The 21499-nt window shown below is 40.3% G+C and carries 26 protein-coding genes and 1 riboswitch; of the genes, 7 read left to right on the top strand and 19 right to left on the bottom strand.

The window, feature by feature from the left end:
* Positions 1–3: 3 nt before the first annotated feature.
* Positions 4–762 (bottom strand): class I SAM-dependent methyltransferase, encoded by a 759-nt coding sequence (locus tag BMW45_RS16365; protein ID WP_092245819.1) that lies wholly within the window; start codon positions 760–762, stop codon positions 4–6.
* Positions 763–802: 40 nt separating this feature from the next.
* Positions 803–1663, bottom strand: a complete 861-nt coding sequence (locus tag BMW45_RS16360; RefSeq protein ID WP_092245817.1) for an AraC family transcriptional regulator — start codon at positions 1661–1663, stop codon at positions 803–805.
* Positions 1664–1900: 237 nt separating this feature from the next.
* Between BMW45_RS16360 and BMW45_RS16355 the strand changes: the two genes are divergently transcribed.
* The 4 genes from BMW45_RS16355 (at position 1901) to BMW45_RS16340 (ending at position 5422) form a co-directional block, all read left to right on the top strand.
* Positions 1901–3091, top strand: a complete 1191-nt coding sequence (locus BMW45_RS16355; protein WP_092245814.1) for a coenzyme F420-0:L-glutamate ligase — start codon at positions 1901–1903, stop codon at positions 3089–3091.
* 286 nt (positions 3092–3377) lie between these two features.
* Positions 3378–4199: a helix-turn-helix domain-containing protein gene (locus tag BMW45_RS16350; RefSeq protein ID WP_092245811.1), complete on the top strand. Its 822-nt coding sequence runs from the start codon at positions 3378–3380 to the stop codon at positions 4197–4199.
* 3 nt (positions 4200–4202) lie between these two features.
* Positions 4203–4673 carry a VOC family protein gene (locus BMW45_RS16345; protein ID WP_092245809.1) on the top strand — a complete coding sequence of 157 codons (471 nt, stop codon included), beginning with the start codon at positions 4203–4205 and terminating at the stop codon, positions 4671–4673.
* A complete protein-coding gene (locus BMW45_RS16340; RefSeq protein ID WP_465220282.1) occupies positions 4670–5422 on the top strand; it encodes a DUF5131 family protein in 753 nt (250 codons plus the stop codon). Before BMW45_RS16345 ends, BMW45_RS16340 begins: the two co-directional genes overlap by 4 nt.
* A 136-nt stretch (positions 5423–5558) precedes the next feature.
* On the opposite strand, the gene BMW45_RS16335 is transcribed toward BMW45_RS16340, so the two are convergent.
* On the bottom strand, positions 5559–6047 hold the full coding sequence (locus BMW45_RS16335) for a pyridoxamine 5'-phosphate oxidase family protein (RefSeq protein WP_092245803.1): 489 nt from the start codon (positions 6045–6047) through the stop codon (positions 5559–5561).
* Positions 6048–6159: 112 nt separating this feature from the next.
* A riboswitch (guanidine-I (ykkC/yxkD leader) is annotated at positions 6160–6258 on the bottom strand.
* 328 nt (positions 6259–6586) lie between these two features.
* Here BMW45_RS16335 and BMW45_RS16330 point away from each other — a divergent pair.
* On the top strand, positions 6587–7129 hold the full coding sequence (locus BMW45_RS16330; protein WP_092245800.1) for a hypothetical protein: 543 nt from the start codon (positions 6587–6589) through the stop codon (positions 7127–7129).
* Between the two features lie 48 nt (positions 7130–7177).
* Here BMW45_RS16330 and BMW45_RS16325 read toward each other — a convergent pair whose 3' ends face one another.
* From BMW45_RS16325 to BMW45_RS16270, 12 genes are all read right to left on the bottom strand, one after another.
* Positions 7178–8017, bottom strand: a complete 840-nt coding sequence (locus tag BMW45_RS16325; RefSeq protein WP_092245797.1) for a nitroreductase family protein — start codon at positions 8015–8017, stop codon at positions 7178–7180.
* A gap of 20 nt (positions 8018–8037) precedes the next feature.
* Entirely contained in the window at positions 8038–8328 is a 291-nt protein-coding gene (locus BMW45_RS16320; RefSeq protein ID WP_025233884.1) for a putative quinol monooxygenase, read from the bottom strand.
* Positions 8329–8355: 27 nt separating this feature from the next.
* On the bottom strand, positions 8356–8859 hold the full coding sequence (locus BMW45_RS16315) for a nitroreductase family protein (protein WP_092245794.1): 504 nt from the start codon (positions 8857–8859) through the stop codon (positions 8356–8358).
* A gap of 26 nt (positions 8860–8885) precedes the next feature.
* The gene (locus tag BMW45_RS16310) at positions 8886–9251 is read right to left on the bottom strand and encodes a MarR family winged helix-turn-helix transcriptional regulator (protein ID WP_166433379.1); all 366 of its coding nucleotides are present in this window, start codon (positions 9249–9251) and stop codon (positions 8886–8888) included.
* A gap of 247 nt (positions 9252–9498) precedes the next feature.
* Positions 9499–10782: an RNHCP domain-containing protein gene (locus tag BMW45_RS16305; protein ID WP_242883074.1), complete on the bottom strand. Its 1284-nt coding sequence runs from the start codon at positions 10780–10782 to the stop codon at positions 9499–9501.
* Positions 10783–10928: 146 nt separating this feature from the next.
* Positions 10929–11207, bottom strand: a complete 279-nt coding sequence (locus BMW45_RS16300) for a CD3324 family protein (protein ID WP_092245788.1) — start codon at positions 11205–11207, stop codon at positions 10929–10931.
* A 137-nt stretch (positions 11208–11344) separates the two neighbouring features.
* Positions 11345–11794 (bottom strand): GNAT family N-acetyltransferase, encoded by a 450-nt coding sequence (locus BMW45_RS16295; RefSeq protein WP_092246601.1) that lies wholly within the window; start codon positions 11792–11794, stop codon positions 11345–11347.
* Between the two features lie 488 nt (positions 11795–12282).
* The gene (locus BMW45_RS16290; RefSeq protein WP_092245785.1) at positions 12283–12885 is read right to left on the bottom strand and encodes a class I SAM-dependent methyltransferase; all 603 of its coding nucleotides are present in this window, start codon (positions 12883–12885) and stop codon (positions 12283–12285) included.
* 115 nt (positions 12886–13000) lie between these two features.
* The gene (locus BMW45_RS16285) at positions 13001–13480 is read right to left on the bottom strand and encodes a flavodoxin family protein (protein ID WP_025233891.1); all 480 of its coding nucleotides are present in this window, start codon (positions 13478–13480) and stop codon (positions 13001–13003) included.
* Between the two features lie 156 nt (positions 13481–13636).
* Positions 13637–14200: a PadR family transcriptional regulator gene (locus BMW45_RS16280; protein WP_092245782.1), complete on the bottom strand. Its 564-nt coding sequence runs from the start codon at positions 14198–14200 to the stop codon at positions 13637–13639.
* A gap of 262 nt (positions 14201–14462) precedes the next feature.
* On the bottom strand, positions 14463–15218 hold the full coding sequence (locus tag BMW45_RS16275; RefSeq protein WP_092245779.1) for a MerR family transcriptional regulator: 756 nt from the start codon (positions 15216–15218) through the stop codon (positions 14463–14465).
* 132 nt (positions 15219–15350) lie between these two features.
* Positions 15351–15899, bottom strand: coding sequence for a flavin reductase family protein (locus BMW45_RS16270; RefSeq protein WP_092245776.1), 549 nt, complete (start codon positions 15897–15899; stop codon positions 15351–15353).
* Between the two features lie 485 nt (positions 15900–16384).
* Between BMW45_RS16270 and BMW45_RS16265 the strand changes: the two genes are divergently transcribed.
* Positions 16385–17215 carry a class I SAM-dependent methyltransferase gene (locus BMW45_RS16265; RefSeq protein ID WP_092245773.1) on the top strand — a complete coding sequence of 277 codons (831 nt, stop codon included), beginning with the start codon at positions 16385–16387 and terminating at the stop codon, positions 17213–17215.
* A 109-nt stretch (positions 17216–17324) separates the two neighbouring features.
* On the opposite strand, the gene BMW45_RS16260 is transcribed toward BMW45_RS16265, so the two are convergent.
* Genes BMW45_RS16260 through BMW45_RS16250 form a run of 3 tightly spaced genes read right to left on the bottom strand, consistent with a single transcriptional unit; the run spans position 17325 to position 20376 of the window.
* Positions 17325–18239 carry an aldo/keto reductase gene (locus tag BMW45_RS16260; protein WP_092245771.1) on the bottom strand — a complete coding sequence of 305 codons (915 nt, stop codon included), beginning with the start codon at positions 18237–18239 and terminating at the stop codon, positions 17325–17327.
* A gap of 55 nt (positions 18240–18294) precedes the next feature.
* Positions 18295–19473, bottom strand: coding sequence for an iron-containing alcohol dehydrogenase (locus BMW45_RS16255; RefSeq protein WP_092245768.1), 1179 nt, complete (start codon positions 19471–19473; stop codon positions 18295–18297).
* Positions 19474–19524: 51 nt separating this feature from the next.
* Complete coding sequence (locus BMW45_RS16250; protein ID WP_092245764.1) at positions 19525–20376, bottom strand: aldo/keto reductase; 852 nt, start codon at positions 20374–20376, stop codon at positions 19525–19527.
* A gap of 225 nt (positions 20377–20601) precedes the next feature.
* On the opposite strand from BMW45_RS16250, the gene BMW45_RS16245 reads away from it, so the two are divergent.
* The gene (locus BMW45_RS16245) at positions 20602–21000 is read left to right on the top strand and encodes a MerR family transcriptional regulator (RefSeq protein ID WP_025233899.1); all 399 of its coding nucleotides are present in this window, start codon (positions 20602–20604) and stop codon (positions 20998–21000) included.
* Positions 21001–21099: 99 nt separating this feature from the next.
* Here the strand turns inward: BMW45_RS16245 and BMW45_RS16240 are convergent, their stop codons facing one another.
* Complete coding sequence (locus BMW45_RS16240; protein ID WP_092245761.1) at positions 21100–21492, bottom strand: metal-dependent transcriptional regulator; 393 nt, start codon at positions 21490–21492, stop codon at positions 21100–21102.
* Between the last annotated feature and the right edge of the window lie 7 nt (positions 21493–21499).

Below are 21499 nucleotides of genomic sequence, written 5' to 3'. Positions count from 1 at the left end.
TTGTTATTTCGCTGCTACAGCTTCAAAAGTGATGATATCTTCTGATGTCGTTGGATATCTTCCCAAATTATAGTCTGAAGAAATCACGATGTCTTTAAATCCAATACGTTCAAGTATGGATCGAAACTCTTCCACGCCATACCACCGTAACGGAAAACGCTCTAATTCCGTTTGTACAAGCGCGCCATCACGCCACTTTTCATACCGTCCGTGGGAAATCGTATATTGATTAATATAATCAACTTCTACAATTTTATTTTCTAATGTAATAATATCCCCATTCGGACATTCCCAGGTCCTTGTGGATACAATTCCTTTTGAAATATCACTTTGCAATAATATATCTACGATTAACCGGCCGCCGTCAGATAGATGCTCATGGAAGTTTTGTAATGCTTTTATGGAATCAGCTCTTTTGTATAATAAAAGAATGGTTCCCGTCGATACTATAATAGCTTCATATTTTTTATCCAGTGAAAAAGACTCCATCTTTGCCTCAAAGAGATTAGGATTTAAGCCCCTCCTTTTGCAATTATCATGACAGATACGCAGCATGTCCTTTGAACTGTCAAATCCCTCAACATGGAATCCTTTTTCTAAAAGCGGAATCAAAGCACGGCCGGTTCCCGTTGCCGGTTCAAGAATCGGGCCTTTACACGACTTTAACCGATCCGAATAAAATTCTATATCACCAAAAGAATGGCCCACAGGCTTATCCAAATCATACACTTCGGAAGACAATCTACCATAATAGTTCAACATCCTTTATCACCGTTCCTTCCTGATCATACTCATTCTGTCATTATGCCTCTTTAACAGGAATATAGATATCCATAACCGTATCCTGCCTATGATGACATCGTTCATCGTAGAACTCAAAATCAAATTTACTTTCGTCGTAAACATAGCCGCTGTCCCGAAACCAATCTTCAAAAATATACTTCCATGTTCCTGCAATAACCTTTGCAAACTCTTTCTGTTCCCTATCATTGGTGGTATCCACAGGATTGGTTGTAAAAACAGCGTACGCGGCATCTGGGATTTCTGCTGTCAGCATATCTTCCCCGACATTTGTAAAATCGTCCACAATCACGCCCAAAAGATAAATAGCATTGCCATCTTCTGATAAAGGAACATACAATCCCACTTCCCCATGCTTTGCAGGATTCAGAATTTTGTACATTTTACTCTCTAAATTTTCGCCGTTATAATTGCTCCAGAAGGAAGCAATATCCTTTGTATAGGCAGCTCCGGTAATATCGGTTTTAATACCATATCCGGCTACCTTAAATGCGGGTCTTTTTACAATAACAGGACATGCGTTTTTTACATCAGCATACCCGGACATCCGCTCCACATACTGTGTGGGCGTATAGCCATACGCTTTACGGAAAGCTTTTGTAAAACCACCGGATGTCTCAAACCCATAATCCACAGCAATGTCAATGACTTTCCTTCCCTTAAATAGTTCCGTAGATGCTAAAGACAATCTGCGCTCCCGTATGTATTCCATGGCCGATACACCCATGCATAGATTGAAAACCCTGCAAAAATGATAAAGAGAGTACCCGGATTGATTTGCAATTTCTTCTATTGTAATGTTTTCTCTGATATGATCTTCCATGAACTCAATACTTTTTTCTATATGTTCCCTGTAATTCAATGTATATCCCTCCTGACGTTTCTTATATGGTATTATAGCATTCAATTTATAAGAAAGATGCTCCTGCCTTGCTAAATATGAATGAAGGAAAAGATTGATAATCGCTTCTGATATAAGTACAACTTATGTCATATATAAAAAGCATTAAGTTTACCAATATCAATTATCATGATATAATAAAGTGAATTAAATACATCCCATCAGCATTTGTCATGGGTTTAAAGGAGAATCATGCATATGGAGAGATTAATAGGTACTGTATCAAGGGGTGTACGTGCTCCAATTATCAGACAGGGAGACGACATTGCAGATATCGTTATTTCTAGTGTACTTGATGCAGCCAAAAGCGAAAATTTTGAATTGCGTGACCGTGATGTCGTCGCTGCTACCGAGGCCATTGTTGCCCGTGCTCAGGGAAACTATGCTACTGTAGATCAAATCGCCGCTGATATTAAAAATAAATTCGGTAACGAAACCATCGGTATTGTATTTCCTATTTTAAGCCGTAACCGTTTTTCCATTTGTCTAAAGGGAATTGCAAGAGGCGCTAAAAAGATTGTGATCATGTTAAGTTATCCTTCGGATGAGGTAGGGAATCACCTGATCGATCTTGATGCTTTGGATGAAAAAGGCATTAACCCCTGGACTGATGTTTTAACCGAGGCACATTACCGTGAACTTTTTGGCTATCGTAAGCATACTTTTACCGGAGTTGATTACATTGAATACTACAAGGAGCTTATCCAAAAAGAAGGCTGTGAAGTAGAAGTTATTCTTGCAAATGACTGCCGCACAATCTTAAATTATACAAAGCATGTTCTTAACTGCGATATTCATACCCGTTTTAGAACGAAACGCTTATTAAAAGCTGCCAACGCAGAGACTGTTTTTGGTCTCGATGATATCTTAACCGCACCGGTTGATGGCAGTGGATATAACGAAAATTACGGCTTACTTGGCAGCAATAAAGCTACCGAAGACACCGTTAAGTTATTCCCCCGCAACTGCGAACCCATTGTTAAAAAGATTCAAGACGGACTCCTTGAAAAGACTGGAAAGCATATTGAAGTTATGATTTATGGCGACGGTGCTTTCAAAGATCCTATGGGTAAAATTTGGGAATTGGCAGATCCGGTGGTTTCTCCGGCATATACAGAAGGTCTGGAAGGCCAGCCTAATGAAGTAAAATTAAAATATCTTGCTGATAACGATTTTGCTGATTTAAGCGGGGCGGAATTAAAGGCTGCCATTTCAAATTATATTCAAAGCAAGGACAGCAATTTAGTTGGAAGCATGGTATCTCAGGGAACTCCCCCACGCCGGTTAACCGACTTAATCGGTTCCCTCTGTGACCTTACTTCCGGAAGTGGTGACAAAGGAACACCTATCGTATTAGTTCAAGGCTACTTCGATAATTACACTAAATAAATCTTGTTTATGGGCAACTGTCAAGTAAAATGTCAAACAAGCGTATCGTTCTCAATGGGCGATACGCTTGTTTTTTGTTTTCTCTGTCCCAGGAATTGCGATAGCGAAATGACTCAGAAAAAGCCGGGTTTGGGGAGGCCACCCCTGAATAGCGCCCTTGATGTTTTTAACAACTGGGCATATAATATAAATATTATAGATTTAATACGGAAAAAATCGATATAAACACAGACAGAAATAGGAACCAACAACGCTATATTCACTATAAAAAACGGGGGGAAATGATTTGATTATCAAAAATAACAAGCAATTCAATATGTTTCCCTCACACATAGGCATAAGAAAATATATTCTCTATTACAACATTGTTTTTCCAGAAAGAGATACATTCATGGCACAATATACGCTCATGCCAAATGCTTGCGGAACATTGTCGCTTGCTTTTGATGGAAACGCTGTAAGTGCTGAGCTTTGGGGAGCATCTATGACGCCTGTTTTCTTAGGGAAGGAACCAAATAGTTATCATATCCTATTGCTTATTCAGCTTTCGTCCTGTGGTTTATATCAAATTACACGTCAAAGTCAGTGGGAGTTTGCCGACAAACGCATTTCGCTTGCTGACATTGACAATGAACTTTTTAATTCACTGTATCAAGCATTTATAATATCAAAAACAGGTATAGAATTGGTAAACGCAAGTGAAAAAATTTTATATGAACGTATGAAAAATCATATTGTTTCGGATGCTTTATTATTAGCGACTTCAGTGATTTCTGATAGTCATGGACAAGTACAAGTGAAAGAAGTCGCCCGGCAATCCAGTTATAGCGAGCGTCATCTAAACCGCTTGTTTCTTGCACAAATCGGAATGAATATTAAGGATTATGCACGCTTAGTCCGCTTTAATTATGTGTTGAAGCACATTCAAAAATCGCCTTGCTTCTTTGCAGTATTGTCACAACAAGCAGGATATTTTGATCAGGCCCACTTTGATAAAGACTTTAAAGCGATTAGTGGTATTACCCCTCAAGAATATATGAAAACCATGTCGGATTTTTACTATGACGGAACTGATATATATAATACAATATCCTCAAAGGAGGAATGAAATATGAAATATCAAGGATGTCTTTTAGCGGTCAGGGATATATCCGTTTCTAAACACTTTTATGAAACAATTCTTCATCAAAATATTGTAATGGATATTGGCTCACATGTAACCTTTGAGGGCTTTTCTCTGCAACAGGGATATGCCGAACTCGTCGGTGTAGTAATCGATAGTGTAAAAGAACAATCACATAACTTTCAAGTTTATTTTGAAGTGGAAGATTTAGACATAGTATATGCCGAATTAAAAAATATATCTGGCTTGCAATGGTTACATGAAATAAAGGAATACCCGTGGGGGCAGCGTGACATTCGGATATATGACCCTGATAAGCATATTGTAGAAATTGCAGAGGATATGAATACGGTTATAAAGCGCTTTTTCAGTCAGGGCATGTCGGCTGAAGAAGTCGCCAAACGCACTATGTTTCCCATTGAAGTTGTGAAACAGTATGAATCGTGCTTTGATAAATGACACCCAACCAAATAAGGAGGTTGCCTATGAACTGGGAGCCATGGACAGGCTGCTACAAAATAAGTGATGGCTGCACAAATTGCTATTTTTACGGGCCGCATGCGAAACGCTATGGTCAAAACACCATACAAAAAACAGATAAATTCGACTGGCCGATACGGACTAATGCAAAAGGCGAATACAGGATTAAAGGAGATAAAATTCTTGCAACATGTTTTGCCACTGATTTCTTTCTTCCTGAAGCAGACGAATGGCGTAAAGAGATTTGGGCTATGATCAGGAAAAGAACAGATTTAGAATTTTTGATTTTGACAAAGCGAATTGACCGTTTTCTCGTGTCGCTTCCATCGGATTGGGGTGCAGGATATGATAATGTAAATATTGGGTGTACTGTTGAAAATCAAGAACTGGCAGACTATAGACTTCCATTATTTTTATCCTATCCGATAAAACGGCGATTTATAGCCTGTTCACCGCTTTTAGGAGCGATAGATTTAACACCTTATCTTCATGGAGTCGACCATGTTACAGTTGGTGGTGAAACAGGTCGGGATGCTCGTGAATGTGATTATGATTGGGTGCTTAATATCCGTGAACAATGTGCAAAAGCAAATATAACATTTTGGTTTAAAAACACAGGCTCACTATTTAAACATGATGGAGTAATGGATAAGATAAATCCATTTAAACAGACCAGTGCTGCTAAAGAATTTGATATAGATATTTCAGATGGAAAAAGGTTGTTTTGATGGAAACAACACCAATGTGCAGATTAATCTGTTTGCCGTTCCCAGCCGCTCTCCATTCATCAACCCATAGGCCCAGCGTCAAACATGATGAATGGAGGGGCCTGAACGTCATCGCTTTATATTATGTGTATAAGAATCATTGTTGTTTTGCTCTGACATACTCCATTGCTTCCTTGCCGGTTATGTGCTCAATATCAATTGCAATAACGTAAGCATGGGTACATCCGGCTATTTCCTTGTTCCTGACATCTTCCGGCAGATCGCCTGAATATTTTTGCACCAAAGCCTTAAATGCCTCCGATCGTTCATCGCCTTCCACAATTCTGGCTTTTCCAAAGGCGATAACACTGCGGAAGTAAGAAGTATATTCCTTACTTACAATCGTATCTTCATCGATGACCGAAAAAGATACCTTAGGATATTTTGTGATTGCATCAACTTTATGCCCGGCCTTTGCTGAATGGAAATATATTTTGTCATTGAAATATACGTAGCTCAGCGGCACAGCGTAGGGATAATCGTCGTCCCCGAAGCATGCCAGGATACCATTGGTGCATCTGTCCATTACTGCGATTGTATCCTCAGGCGATAATAATTGTTTGTTTCTTCTCATTTCTCTAAACATTTGGTGTTTCTCCCCTTCCTTGAATGGTATTCCTGCAGAAATATAACTATGCAGAAGTAAACTTTAATCCCAAAATTCCAGAAAATTTAAGCCTGAATGATATCATCTTGATATCTCCCAGGCTTTTATCCTTCCGTGACACAGCAATATAACTGCGAGTTCTCTCTCGGTCACAAACCAGTTAAACTGCGGAACCCTAGATCACTTAAATATTTAATTTTTCTAAGATAATGTTTTTTCAGACTGAAATTGATTATATACTCGTTTTCGGAATAAGTCAACGTTCTTTCGATTTATGGCAGGGTAAAAACAGCTTAAATTAGATTGTCATTTCTTACCTTTTTACAGCCTTTCAGATATCTTTGTTAACTATAAAATTTTCTGCTTTCATACATTTTGAAATATGCTTTTTATCCATAAATTAGCGATCTCTTCCATACATACTTATGTTAAACTTACAGCGAAAACGAGGTTCCTATAATTAGTAACATTACTCGGACATGCAAAATATACTATATTATGAAAGGAGATATATTAATATGTTAAATAGTAATTGTAGCGATCATAAAATACTGAAATATAAATCATTAATATTCAACTCTGGAAATATGAATGATGCTAATACTACTGGACCTGATACGGAACAGCTGGGAGGATCCGGAATTTTTATACTAGGCTGGCTTATGCCGCAAGGTGATACAGATGAATATTCACTAACTTTTAGTGTACCAAAAGATGCTCGAAAAGGATTCCGTCAATCGAGAGTGTTTGTACATTTAATAAGTGATAATTCAAGCATACCAATAGGAGACCGATTCTCAATCAGACTCTCATCATTATTTACCAAAGCTAACGAAGTAATTGATATCGCTAATTTAAGTACTGTTAACAGGGAGAACATCCTTGTTCAAAATTCACCTGGCAGCCAGCAGTATAATCATTATGTAATAGAATTTTTTTTAGAGGATTTTATTCATGCAGAGGATTTTGCATTACTAAGTATTGCCCGTATTCCAGCTTTTAATGATTATGCCGGCGCGGTAGCTATAACCAGTATAGAATTTAGATATATAAGCTGTTAAGTTAAAATATCCGCTGATCTGTAACATGGGATCAGCGGATTTTTGCCATTAACCTGGAATCCAGGAATAGATGTACTGCATCTGTTCCGGGCTTTGTATCCCGGGTTTTGCAAGCTTTTGAAATTTCCCCGGCAATTCCTTTTCCAATACGGCCATATGAAAATGGCAGGTTGCTATGCCCATATCCACTCTTTGAAGGTCAACTTTTTCGTTGTCGCTTTTTAGAGATCTTGCCAGATAAAAATGATACGCATCATTATCCTGAACGATTCTCCATGGCTGCTTATTAACAGCGGAAGGAGCCAGACGCACCATTTCCAACGGGAATGCAAACTCCCCCGCATCATCTTTCGTCAAAGGTTGTGAGAAATTCTGTTTAAAAAATAGTTCGCTCCATTCTTTTCTCTGATCTGCCTTTGATACCCACCTCATCAATGATTCCATAGTACTTTTTTTACCTGCAGGATAACCGATGGGAGAAATGCAAGGAAAAAGATCCCCTTCTTTTAGATTCATGGCCGCAGCAAAACCGCTGCGGTTAAAGGTCCCCCCAAGCCAGCAGGTACCAAGTCCAAGGGATGTGGCATACAGAATCAGTTTTTCAAAAGAATAGCCAAGGGCTTCCAAAGCCAGTTCTTTATCTGCTGCCGATGCAACAATATAATTCCCTGCACCTTTAATGACACCATAGGTTCCCAGCTTTTCTCCATCGGTCGATGAAGCCTTTTCCAGAAGCCGGAAGGTAACATCTGCGGAAAAAGGATTGGATAAGTTATCTATATAGGCGTTGATTTGAGCCTTTTCATTTGCTGAAAGATCACGGTTCTCATAAGTCCTGACACTGCTGCGGGCATTGACTGTTTTAGCAACAGGGAAATCCATTTTCATAGTTTGCTGCCCCTCCCTTTTCAGACTAACGTCTTATAAAGATTAATATTACCTGGTTTTTCCACGAGATCCGCAAATAAAGCGATGGCTTCCTTAAAATGCTTTGCCGCCATATGCTTGTTCAGTGCTTCCTGATCTTCCCATTCCTCAAGCATTGTCAGAAGCTGTGGGTCTTTTATATCCTGCAGCAGCTCATAGCGGATGCAGCCAACGTCGTTCTGCCGGGTATCCTGTACAAGCTGCTTTGCTAATACAATAAATTCTTCTACCTTTTCTGATTTAATAAAATTCTCCGCAACAACTTTAATCATTGATTTATTAGCTCTCCTTTTCGTTTTTCACCAAATTTCGTAATGCACCCGATCCGCCTTATAACGGTCAACAAATTCATTATGCTGTCCATCAGGGTATCCGATAGAAATCAGCGCAAAGGGCCTGATATTATCCGGAAGATGAAACAAGCGGCTCACATTTTCTGTAACAACATCAGATGTAGCAACGCCAAGCCATACGCCCCCAAGTCCCAGATGAACCGCTTCCAGAAGCATGTTTTGTGCCGCGGCACTCATGTCCTGCTCCCAACCGGTGGGTACTTTCAATTCTTTGTCATTGGCCAGCAAAACAAAGGTTACAGCGGAATTCTCAGCCAGTTTCGCATAAGGAGAAGTTTGAGCAATTTGAGCCAGTCTTTCCTTATTCTTTACCACAATGAATTCCCAGGGCTGCTGATTGGCAGCCGATGGAGCCTGCATAGCTACGCGCAGCAGCTTATCGATTTTTTCAGGTTCCACTTCCTGCTCTTTAAACTTACGAATACTTCTTCTGATATAAATTTCTTCCATAGACATGACCTCCTTAATTTGATTTCTCATTTAATTTTTTTATCGTCCAGGCTTTCAAGAAGCTTGTTGCTGATTTCTATAAATTTAAGGGTTTCTTCTTCTGTCAAAACGTCTTTGTATTTCTCTTGAAGCTGATTCCATGCTGTCAAAATATCATTTTGCATGGTAAGGCCCTCTGGTGTCGTATTGAGATATACATTCTTTCCTTCCGCTTGTTTTGCAATAAGTCCTTTTCGCTCAAGCCTCTCAAGCAGGCGGGTTATGGTTGACGGTGTCAAATGCAGCATTTCGCCAATTTCTTTCTGTGGTATACCACCTTTGAGGTTTACAATATACAGGAGCATTGCATGGCTGGGTGACAACCCGGTTTTGCTGAAGGCTTCATCTGCCATTTTTCCCAATTCCCGGGCGAGTTTCGCAGAAGTAAAAAACAAGCAGCCATTAAGCATACACTCCTGATCGTTTGATTCACAATTACAATTCAAAACATTCCCTCCTTTGTTTGTACATACAAATATAACATTTCTTTATTTTACTGTCAAGTCTAGTATTCACAATCATATGAACTGTGAAGCTGGCAGCTTGACGGCAGTAAAAAAAATTAGGGCGTATGTATCTACCGCCCTAATAACGATTCTCTTACGGACCAAACAGCTTCTCCAGTTTATTCAGTGGAAATGGTGTCATAGCCAGCGGCTTTACTGCAATGGACATGAGCATGGCTGGATTATCATCTGCTGCAATTCGATTTGAGCTCAAAGTACCGCACGTTCGGCATCTGTGAATAATCGCCCATTCGCCCCCCTTGCGTACCCAAACACTGACCGGCTCCATAATTCCTTTACACAGGGAAGCGCGGTCGCCAGGATCATTGTCTATATGAATGCTTGATAAACACTTCGGACAATGGTTTCGATGCCGGCTCCCGGCACCTTCCGGCACCACAAGCGTTCCGCAAACTTCGCAGGTGAAGCTCTCTGTGCAGGCGGTATGCCGGTAATCAATTTTGGGGGTAATGCTTGAAGCAGCTTTGACATCCGTCATCTTCTGATAAGCATCATATCGTTCCCTTTTAAGTTTCTTTGTGCGAAGGGCCTCAAGTACCTGACACCCATCTTCGTGGACATGGGTGCAATTCCTGAAATAACAGCCTTCTGTAAATCGTGCCAGTTCAGGGAATACCGCGTTTCGCTCCTCCTCGGAGATTTGCTGCAGGGCAAAATCCCGGAATCCGGGCGTATCAATCCATAAGGTTCCTTTAAGGCCAACCTCCAATACACTGGTATGAGTGCTTGGCATCGGGCAGCGGGAATCACTTCCATGTATGAGAGTTGTTTTTCCGCAGGACCTGTCACCAATGACAACCACAGTTTTTCCCTCAACTGTTTTAAATAGTTCTTCCTGCCGCTCACGAGCGGAACCTGCAAATACAAAGCCGGCGGTATTTTTATACAGTTCCAGTTTGGCTTCCAACAAAGCCTGAGCGCTTTCTCCGATCAAATCCCATTTGCTGATAAATATGCCGACTTGAATTTCTGCGCGTCTGGCGGCAATGATCGCCGATTCCAGGTAACCAGCCTGATTGAGCAGGTAATCTGCGGTCACGATTGCCAAAAGACATTGGACATTCGCTGCTACCAGTACCTTCTCCTCTGGAGAACGGCGATTTCCCCGATATAAGGCGGTTTTTCTAGAGAGTACATGTATTAGTTTATATTGACCGTTTCCGGCATTTCCTACTTCAACCTCATCACCAACAACCAGGGAATTCTTATTCGAGATCAATGAACCGGGAAGCAGGCAAGAAAAGACTTCACCTTTTGATAAAACTTTCACTTGTTTATTCATGATATTTACAACCGTAGCCTGAAAAGCATCTGTATTTATACCTTTATTGATTTTATTTTCTTTTTTCTTATTCACCTGTTTTACCTCCTGATCAGGGACAAGCACTGTGGCTGCACTTGCTCTTTTCATAAGATATTATAGGTTCTGTTTCTATTTAACAGCAACCGATTTCACGTTTCAGAAGCAAAGAAGCACCATACAGTTTCATGGTGCTTCTTTGTTTACTGGTTCTTCCGTTTTAATCTTGCAATAATTTTTTGTATGCTTTTTGGTGATAAATAGTAAGTCTCCGAAAGATGGTCAATTGATATTCCTTTTGTATATTTTTCGTAGATCTCCATGTTTCTGATAAGAATCATCTCTTTGCTACTGGTGTTTTCTCCCCATGCTTTTCGATTGATTTCTTTTCTTGGGACGTAAATATATTCACCGTCAATATAATCTTGTATTAAATCTATTATTTCTTTTGGCAGCACATCGGCTGCTTTGATATAGCTCATTATGCTCCTCCCTATCTATATGTTCAGGAATGGGCAAAGGCTATACAAGTATCAATTTTCTGATGCCATGCAATAGCCCTTGCTACGCATAGCTAACCGTGCTAAATATCATAAAATGCTTCCTCCCCTCGTAAAGGTTATTTATAAGCGGTATTTTCTGTTTCAAGCGGCTTCCATACCATCGTGAGCTCGCGTTCTTTTGTATCCTCCTCAATCTGTTCCGTCATAACCACAAAGCCTTCTCTCAAATAGTACGCTGCTGCCCTTTCATTTCGTTTATAAACATTTAAAAGAAGTTTGTTATGCCTCTCTTTGGCATAACCAAGCAGTTCTCTTCCAATTCCTTTGGATTGATAGTCTGCATCAACAAAAATCCCCTCAATGTAATCCCCGTTCAGTCCAAGGAATCCCTGGATCTGACCATTGGAATCATACACATAAACAGTTGCCTGGGGCAGAACTTTTTCAACTGTTACATAGCTTTTTAACCAATAGCTGCTGTCAATAAAATGATGCGCCTTGATATTCGTATCAAGCCATATTTTCATAATCTGATCGATATCGGTTTCTTTCAATTCTCTGATCATAATAAAAAATACATTCTCCTTTTGAGCGAAATAATTTATTTCCATTATGTGATATTCTGAACAATAAAAAACAGATAACTCTGTCACTTAGAGCTATCTGCTTACTTATCGCACCCTAGCGTAAAAAAACACGCTTTACTGGTTTCCACGGTATTGCGGCAGTCTCCTGGCGAACTTCCATTGATGTTCACCTGATTCATTGCCTGCGCAAATAAAACCTATAATTTTTCAACCGAATTACAGGCAGCCTGAGCTTCATATATCCGCAAAATAAGTACAACAAAAAACCCCTCGTGATATGAGAGCTAAATTTTATTGTTCATTATCTTAGCGAATAGACGACATCAAGCCACCTCCCTTTGTATCATTAAAATTATCATAACGATTTTTTCTAAACTTTGCAAGATGTTTTTTTGTTTTGCGCTGTTTTTCTAATGTTTTATTCGTTTTTGGCATGAACTAAACCCAAAAATCTGATTTTTCCGGCTCTATTTATGAGAATCAAGAACAAATAAGGAAGCATCATGCCCCATGAATATTTTACTTCCTGTATAAATTGTTTTCGATTGAATATCCCTGTACCCAATTTTTGACATAACATCCGTTAATTCTGCCTGGTCAAAACCATTATGAACCATATCTGAGGCGATTTTTTCATTTTTATCAAAATCTACAATTATTAAATGCCCATCCTTTTCTAAAGTCTCATATAATCTTGATAAGACTAAATCAAAGTCTTTGATATGGAGTAGCACCTGAGCCATAAAAATATAGTCAGCATGTAAATCTGTAAGGCTGTCTTTTTCAACGTCAAAACATAATGTAGCTGCATTCTGTATATTAAAGCTTAAAATTTTTTGCTCTATTTGATGAATCATGTTTTTTGATGTGTCCAGAAAGAGCATAGAATTAAAATCGTTTAGCAAATTCATTCCTACAAGGCCGGTTCCACACCCAAAATCAATGGCATTCTTACTTTTTGCATCAACCACGTATTCAAGAATGGCATTAGATGATACCTTTGCAATCTGGATTCTTTCCGGAGTGTCGTATCTATCAGCCATCATTTCAAACTTATCCGTATTCCCCATTCTTGTATCTCCAATCTACCTTATTAAAAATCCGTTATGATAACGCCTTATCTCCCGCCATCTTTAATGACTGACAGACGGCTGCTGCCTTATGGCAGACAATCGCGTGTATTTATCAGATGGCAAGGCCCTTGGCCCAACTGACAGCTTTCGGCAAATTTTCCTCTAAGCTTTTCTTTGGTTCTACAAAATCTATTTCACCGATGAATTCGTTCCCGGAAAGCTCTTTCTTTAGTTTTGTAAAGCACTTTTGGGCTCCGCCTCCTGCATGGCTGGCAAACAGAGCGATCCGTTTGCCCTGGATATTGTATTGACTGATAAAGCTTTTCATTGGCGGTGTAAATGACCCGGCCCAGATGGGGGTTCCAATTATAATCGTGTCATACTGATTTAAATCAACGAGTTCATTTGTTAATGTTGGCTTATCTCCAAATATGACACTCTTTCCTCCCCAAAAGTATTTCCGGAATCCTTCTTTCGGATAGTTTTTGCTTGTTTTTAACTCCGTAATGTCAGCGCCCAGCGTTTCTGCAATCTTTTCTGCGATGAATTTCGTACTGCCAGTAAACGAAAAATATACAACCAGAGTGCTCATAGCTATTCTCCTCATATAATAAGTTTATAGCCGGAAAAAAATGGGTTATAGGCTTATTCTTTTTGTGGTATAGATGAATGGGTGATTTTATGAGAGATCCCTCTCTCCTTAACTCATCTATACGGTTAATGGTTACATATTGTAAAAATTATTCTGTCAGTTATCATCTTCTTTCTCTATAATTATTTTCTTTGCCTCAACAGCCCAATCCCTCATTGCAGAATAAACATAAACGCCGCAAAGTGCGGTCAGCTGACTGTAGGAGCAGTCAATATCTTGTTCCTTAAACTGCCCGCAGAGCTCCATATAGCCGTTCATTTCTTTGACCAGCTTATCATTTCTTCTGATAAAATTGTCCAGATGATCAAGCAGCACCTCCGGCTCCGTGTTTTCACCAAAGGAAACTTTAAGCAATAGTTCGTACCTGATCCTCTCGATTTCCGGCTCCTCCCTCAGCCAATCTGAGAGCTCTTTTCTGCCTGCGTCAGTGATATTGTATACGATCTGTCCCCGCCCATTTCCAGTCGGCGTGTTATTAGAGGTGACGGCAAGCCCCTCAGCCACCATTTTCTTGAGAGTCGGATAGATCTGACCATAACTCTCCTGCCAGAAATGGCTGTATTCGTTCTCTATCCATTTTTTTATGGTATAACCAGTCTGCGGCATGCGGGCGAGCATTCCCAGCATTACATATTTTGATTTCCCTGTATTTTCTTTCATCTGTGCACCTTTTGTTTGCTTAATATATCATTATGATATATTATTATGATATATCTTGTCAAGACTTTCTGATTGCAAATTTTATTAATTATCTTCCGAGCTGACATTCTAATAGAATGCTTGTATGATATTGCCCTTAAGTTAATCGGAAGTTTTCCGCAGCAGGTGACTCTAAGCTTTTGAAACCTCCCCGCATATTAAGCGAAAAAGCCCACCTGCTTTCCAGCAAGTGGGCTTTCTATCTTTTGGACCTTCTATAAACTTATTTGCAGTATATCGCAACTGCGTCCCGCAGAAACGCTGCGCATCCGGGTGAGATCTTATCGTAATAAGCAGTAAAACGCGGATCATCCACATACATCTGCGTCACGCCTTTATGAGCTTCTTTGCTGTAATCGTCCCAATAAAAGCAGAGCCATCTTTTATGCAGCTTACAGGCTTTTTGCGCCAGTTCACTGGCTGGGTCGCCTTGCTCAAAGGCCGCTTTTAATGTTTCGTTCAAATCTTCCGTCAGCCTTTCCAGTTCAGTGAATTGTTCCTTGCTCATATTTAAAACCTTGGCGTTGGAGCGGTTTACGCGCTCATCCCCGTATTTTGCCCGGGCTTCCTCTCCATATTGATGCTCGTTATGGTCCACCAGCTTTTGAAGGAAGCCTTCAAACTTCTCCTGATCACTCATTATCATTTCTCCTTTCATGGTCTTAATGGTCTTTTCGACATTGGCGACAAGCAAATTCAATTGCTCTCGCCTGGCAAGCAAGGCAGTCAAATGGCTCTCCAGCGCCGATAGTCCGTCAAAGTCTTTGGAAGCAAGAATATTTCGGATTTCTTCCAGCGATACCCCCAGTTCACGGTAAAAAAGGATTTGCTGCAGCCGATCGATCTCCTTTTGCCCATAAATCCGGTATCCATTGGAACTGACTCGGGCGGGTGAAAGCAATCCTAACTCATCGTAATACCTCAGTGTTCTTGTACTAACCCCCGCTAATTTCGCCAGTTTATTTATGGTGTATTCCATCTTTTCACCCCCTTGCAAAAACCACTATAAACTATTACGCGGCGTCAATGTCAACCGTTTTATGAAAGATTTATCCTGATGTTAGAATTTTCTTCAGCCGGTTCAGACAAATACCTGTTTTCCTTTTTGATTCTAACGATTCCCGCTGCATGTTTGAAATATGGAACCCACTCTATCCTTTATATCAAAATACCCGGAATCCATCATGATAGTAGGGTTGACCTTTAAAGCATTTGGTTTGCCATTTTCCAGACAATCTTCATTCGCATAAGTCGCAACAATTTCTCCAAGAAACATTGTAAAATCAAAGATTGGAATCGTCTGAATTACTTTACAAAGATAATTTACCGGGCACTCTTTTATCATGGGTGCATTACCTGCATTATCGTAAAAAGACTCGAATATGTTTGATTTATCTGTTTGATTGCCCGTTGCAGTCCCGCAATAATCCGTTTTTTCTATATCATCGGAAGAGGGAATGTTTACAGAGAAGTATCCGTTTTCTATGACTCCGGCTGTTGTGTAATGGGTATTCTTTAGAGAAATATAAAGTACAGGCTTTTGACTTACAACTCCATACGCTCCAATGGTGGCATAGTTTGGCTTTCCCTTTACAGAAGCCCCTGCTAAAACAGTAACATACGGTCCATAAGGGATATTGGCTATCTTTGTTTTTGTCATTTTTATTCTCCTATTAATCTTTTATTTTTTGCAACAGTGAAAATTATATAATGAAATTTTATAAAAATATAGACTTTTTCTTTCCAATCGGTTATCATATAGATAGAGTGCGCCCCATGGGAATACTCTTTTTTATTTGATATCTCATGTTAAGATTATTATACCCTCAAAAGGGAACCCATACATCTGTCAGACATTGTTGACAAAGTAAGTTATGTACTATAAAATGAAAACATAAAATTTAAAAGAAAAGGTGATGGAAGTCCGGCATATCTGATGCCACATAATCGGTGGCATGGATATCACTGGAAAAGAGCAGATAAAATCAATTCAATAGGTTTAAAAACAAGCTGTTTACACAGTTTTGTTTTTGTGCCTGATGTTTGATTTTATTTTACTCTTAACTTCTTTTTTTCTTAGGAAGATTAGTCGTAGAGTAAAATCTACGGCTTTTTCTTTTGTTCATTTTGAAAGGAGAAAACATAATGCTTAAAAGTTTAATTCCATTTTTAGAAAAACCGCCTCTGTACACGAAAACAACCGTTCCATTTTGGGATGATGAGCATATATCCAAGCAAATGCTCAAAGCCCATCTGGATCCTGGCTTTGAAGGTGCCAGCAGAAAGTTAGCGTTCATTGATAAATCTGCTATTTGGATAAAAGAGATTGCACCACCGTCAAAGTGCAGGCAGCTTCTTGACATTGGCTGCGGGCCAGGAATATATGCGGAAAAATTTGCACAAATGGGCTATCAGGTGACAGGAATTGATTTTTCCAAACGATCTATAAATTATGCAATAGAATCTGCGAAAAAAAGTAATTTAGATATTCATTACTTATATCAGAATTATTTAACCATGGATTTGAATCGTAACTATGATTTTTCAACAATGATCTATTGTGACTACGGTGCTCTTTCAACTGAAGACAGGTTAACAGTAATGACCACGGTATATCGTCATCTAAAACCTGGGGGAAGGTTCTTATTGGATGTTTTTTCAATGGCTAAATATAACGATTTTGAAGAGAAACAAACATGGGAGATTTGTCAGGATGGGGGATTTTGGCGTAAAGAGAACTATATTGCATTTAACGGTTGCTATCGGTATCCTGAGAATGTAACGCTAGAACAAACTTCTATTGTTCACGATACAGGGGCTATCTCTTACTATTTATGGAATACCTGTTTTACAAGAGAAATGTTGATGAAAGAAGCAACTGATGTGGGTTTTAGAATATGCGAAGTGTTTGGAGATGTTGCAGGCAGCACTTATCGTGCAGATAACACAACAATTTCTATACTGCTGGAAAAATAAATGGAATAGTAGCTCATCATTGCACCCTGCCGAATAAAAAACTGTAATTCGGCAGGGTGGTTTATGAATGGCGGTTCGAAGATAACCGCTTATATTTACATCTTTTTGCTTACGGTAAAATGTTCCCTGCACTAATGTAAATCTCGTACCATTCCTCTCTGGTCAGCTTAATATCGGCGGCTTTGACACAATCCTTCAATCGCTCCACATTCATGGTCCCGGTCACAGGCTGCATATGGGCCGGATGGCGAAGCAGCCATGCCATGGCGATGGTCGTGTTGCTGACCTCATATTTAGCAGAAATTTCATCAATCTTGGCATTGAGCTTTGGAAACTTTTCATTGCCAAGGAATACACCCTCAAAAAATCCGTACTGGAACGGAGACCATGGCTGAATGGTGATGTCATTTAAGCGGCAGAAATCGATTACGCTGCCATCCCGGTTCACGGCCTGATCATCAAGCATATTGACATGAATCCCCTGGGAGATCATGTTGGCGTTTGTAATGCTTAACTGTAGCTGATTCGCAATAATCGGCTGTTTAACAAACTTCTTAAGCAGCTGTATCTGCATTGGGTTTTGATTGGAAACACCAAAGTTACGTACCTTACCTGTACTTTGCAGGATGTCAAATGCCTCGGCAACCTCTTCCGGCTCCACCAGAGCATCCGGACGATGGAGCAGCAATGCATCCAGATAATCCGTTTTCAGTCTTTTTAAGCTGCCGTCTACTGCTTCTAAAATATGTTTTTTAGAAAAATCAAACGCAATGCCTGGACGAATCCCGCATTTGGATTGCAGGAACATCTTTTCACGAACAGATGCGTTCATATGGGCCGCTTCTGCAAATATCTCCTCACACACGCCGCCGCCATAGATATCTGCATGATCAAAAAAGTTAGTGCCTAAATCCAGTGCTTCCTGTACGAAATGCTCTGCTTCGGACTTATCCAGTTTATTGATGCGCATGCAGCCGACTGCAATTACCGGTACCTGCAAATTTCCTAATTTAACTGTTCTCATGACCTTGTACCTCCTTAACTGAATTAAATTGTATTCTCTTATTTCAGACTAATTTTTATTGGGCCAGCTTATAAATCTCAAGTACATCCTGCCAGTACAGCTTTTTTAAGCCGCCAATGGGCCCCTCATTTCCAAATGCAGCACCTGTCGCTTTTTTAGCCATTATTTCAAGCTGGCTGGCGTCGATGCCGAGCTCTTCAAGAGTTGCCGGGAGTCCCATCTTGTAAAAAAATTCACGCAAACGTAAAATCGCTTCCTGGATCATTGCATCCGGATCGCGATAACTGCCCTTCACACCCATGACATTAACCGCAAACTGCACGAACATGTTCACGTTGTCCTTGTATACATACTGCATCCATGCAGGAGTCAGTACCGCCAGGCCTGCTCCGTGCGCCACATCGTAGATGGCACTGAGTTCATGCTCCATGCCATGGCAGGCCCAGTCCTGTTCACGTCCCATACCCACCAAACCATTATGGGCAACTGTACCTCCAAAACCTACCTCGCACCATGCATCGTAGTTCCCGGGATTTTCAAGGACAAGCGGAGCATTCTTTATGATGGTCTTTAATACTGTTTCGCACAAACCATCCGTCAGATCGGTATGTGTGGTGTTGGTAAAGTAACGTTCAAAAACATGGCTCATCATGTCGGCCACACCGTTTGCGATCTGATTCTTTGGCAGGGTGTAGAACAATTCCGGATTCATGACGCTGAGCAAAGGACGCAGGTGGGGGCTGCCATAACCGTATTTGAGCTGTTTTTCCTCATTGGTGATAACTGTGTCACCGCTTGCTTCGCTTCCAGCAGCAGGAATGGTGAGAATTGTGGCTACGGGCAGCGCCTTTTCAATTGCTTTGCCTTGTTCGTAAATCTCCCAGACATCACCATCATAATATACACCCATTGCAATGGCCTTGGCAGAATCAATGGCGCTTCCGCCGCCCACTGCCAGGATTAAATCCACCTTTTCTTCTTTGCATAAGGCAATTCCTTCATGTACCAGGGAAAGACGGGGATTTGGCACCACGCCGCCCAGTTCCACATAAGAAAGCCCATTCTCTTTCAGTGAAGTGATCACTGTGTCATATAGTCCGCTCTTTTTAATGCTGCCTCCACCGTAATGCAGCAGAACCTTGGTTGCATGGGGTTTTAAAAGAGCACCAATCTGATTCTCCGTGTCTTTTCCAAATAGTATACGTGCCGGTGAATAGAAATCAAAGTTAAGCATTATTTTTACCCTTTCTTTTGGTTTATTTTTTGGTTTGTTTATTTGTCTGTTTTACCATGTGATTGTATCAGGATCTGCAGAATATCCACAGCAGCCTTTTAAGTCGGCAATTGCCTGCACATCCTCAGGGGAAAGCTGGAAATCAAATACATCAGCATTTTCCCGGATACGTTCGGGCGTGATGGATTTTGGCAGCGGCAGATATCCGCGTTCCAGACTCCACCGCACGCAAATCTGGGCAATGGACTTTCCGTACTTTTGTGCCAGTGACTGCATCTGCGGAACTTCAAAAATCTTTCCTACGCCAAGGGGGCTGTATGCCTCCAGAAGAATCGAATGCTTTCTGCAATAATCTACCACGTTATCCTGTGTATCGCCGGGACAAAGCCGGATCTGATTGACCATTGGCTGAACTGCCGCCGTCTGCATAAGCGCATCAAAATGATGAGGTTGGAAATTGCTGACTCCTATCGCGCGAATGAGTCCGGCTTTGTGAAGCTCTTCAAAAGCTTTCCAGGTGCCGGCATTGGCTTCCTGCCACTGATCACGGTACTTGATTGGATTAGGCCAGTGAATCAGGTAAAGATCCAGATAATCCATTTCAAGATTTTTCATCGTCTTTTTAAAGGCTTCCATGGTATTTTCATATCCATGCATATCATTTTGAAGTTTGCTGGTAATAAAAATATCCTCGCGGGCAATACCACTTTCCTTTACAGCTATGCCTACGCTTTCCTCATTCCCATAACCTGCGGCGGTATCAATATGACGATAACCACATTTTAAAGCTTCTTTCACCGATGTGACGGCCATATCTCCATTTTGTGCCTGCCATGTGCCGAAGCCAATACATGGGATTTTCACACCGCCTGAAAGTTCATAACAATCTGTTAATGTTTTCACTATATTTTCCCCCAATCTGCAATTTGACAAACTGTTATTTTGATTGTATATTGGTATCATAAACCTTAATCTTAACTCTAAGTCAATAACAAATTGAAAAATTATTAAAATGAAAGGTTTAACCACAAAAAGCAGAAATTTGGGGCTATTTTTTCAGGAATTATCTCTGATGTTTATATTTTTTGAATAACAACTATAATTCCATTATAAGGGGAGGAAATCTATATGGGTTATACAATCAAACAGGTATCGGAACGTACAAACCTAAGCGCACACGTACTGCGTTACTATGAAAAAGAAGGTCTTTTGTTCAATATCAACAGAAGCACAAGCGGCATCCGAAGTTATACTGAAGATGATTTAGAATGGCTGGGATTGATCTGCTGTCTCAAGAACACAGGCATGTCCTTAAAACAAATCAAGGAATTTGTGGAATTAAGTGCAGAAGGCAGAGAGACACTCAAACAGCGGTGCGATATATTGATCGAACATAAGAAGAATGTGGAAGCTCAGATTCAGGAAATGAATAAGCATCTTGAAAAAGTATCTCATAAAATCAACCATTATACAAAGCAGTATCATGAGTACAACCATGACGCATCCCATCAAAATTCAGAAACCTAACATGTTTATGTAAAGAGCCTGTCCTTTTATAAATGGGACAGGCTCTTTATGTCTTGTACATTGATCCGCATCGCAGATAAACATCTTAAATTCTCAGCTTTACGCCTGGTGATGGCTATCCTCTTTATTTCTTTGGCATAAATGCTTTTTGATTTTTTGAAAAGTTTCATCGCTAATGATATGTTCCATTTGGCAGGCCTCTTTATCTGCGATTTGAGGGTCTATTCCAGCTGATACAAGCTGATTTTTAAAAAAGCAATGACGTTCATAAATCTTTTCTGCAATCTCCTGCCCTGAGTCAGTCAAAAGAAGGCACCCGTCCTCGTCGGTATCCAGAAAACCTCCTTTTTTCAGCATGGCAACAGCGTGACTGATGCTGGGCTTTGAATATCCCATGTATCGGGCAAGATCGACGGAGCGTACCGCGCCGGTTTGCTTCTTTAACACAAGAATTGCCTCCAGATAGTCCTCACCTGATGCATAAAGCAGCATATTTTCT

The sequence above is a fragment of the Lacrimispora sphenoides genome (assembly GCF_900105215.1).
Lineage (GTDB): Bacteria > Bacillota > Clostridia > Lachnospirales > Lachnospiraceae > Lacrimispora > Lacrimispora sphenoides_A.
Note: the sequence above shows the minus strand (reverse complement) of the source record. Positions and strands in the feature narration are given on the sequence as shown.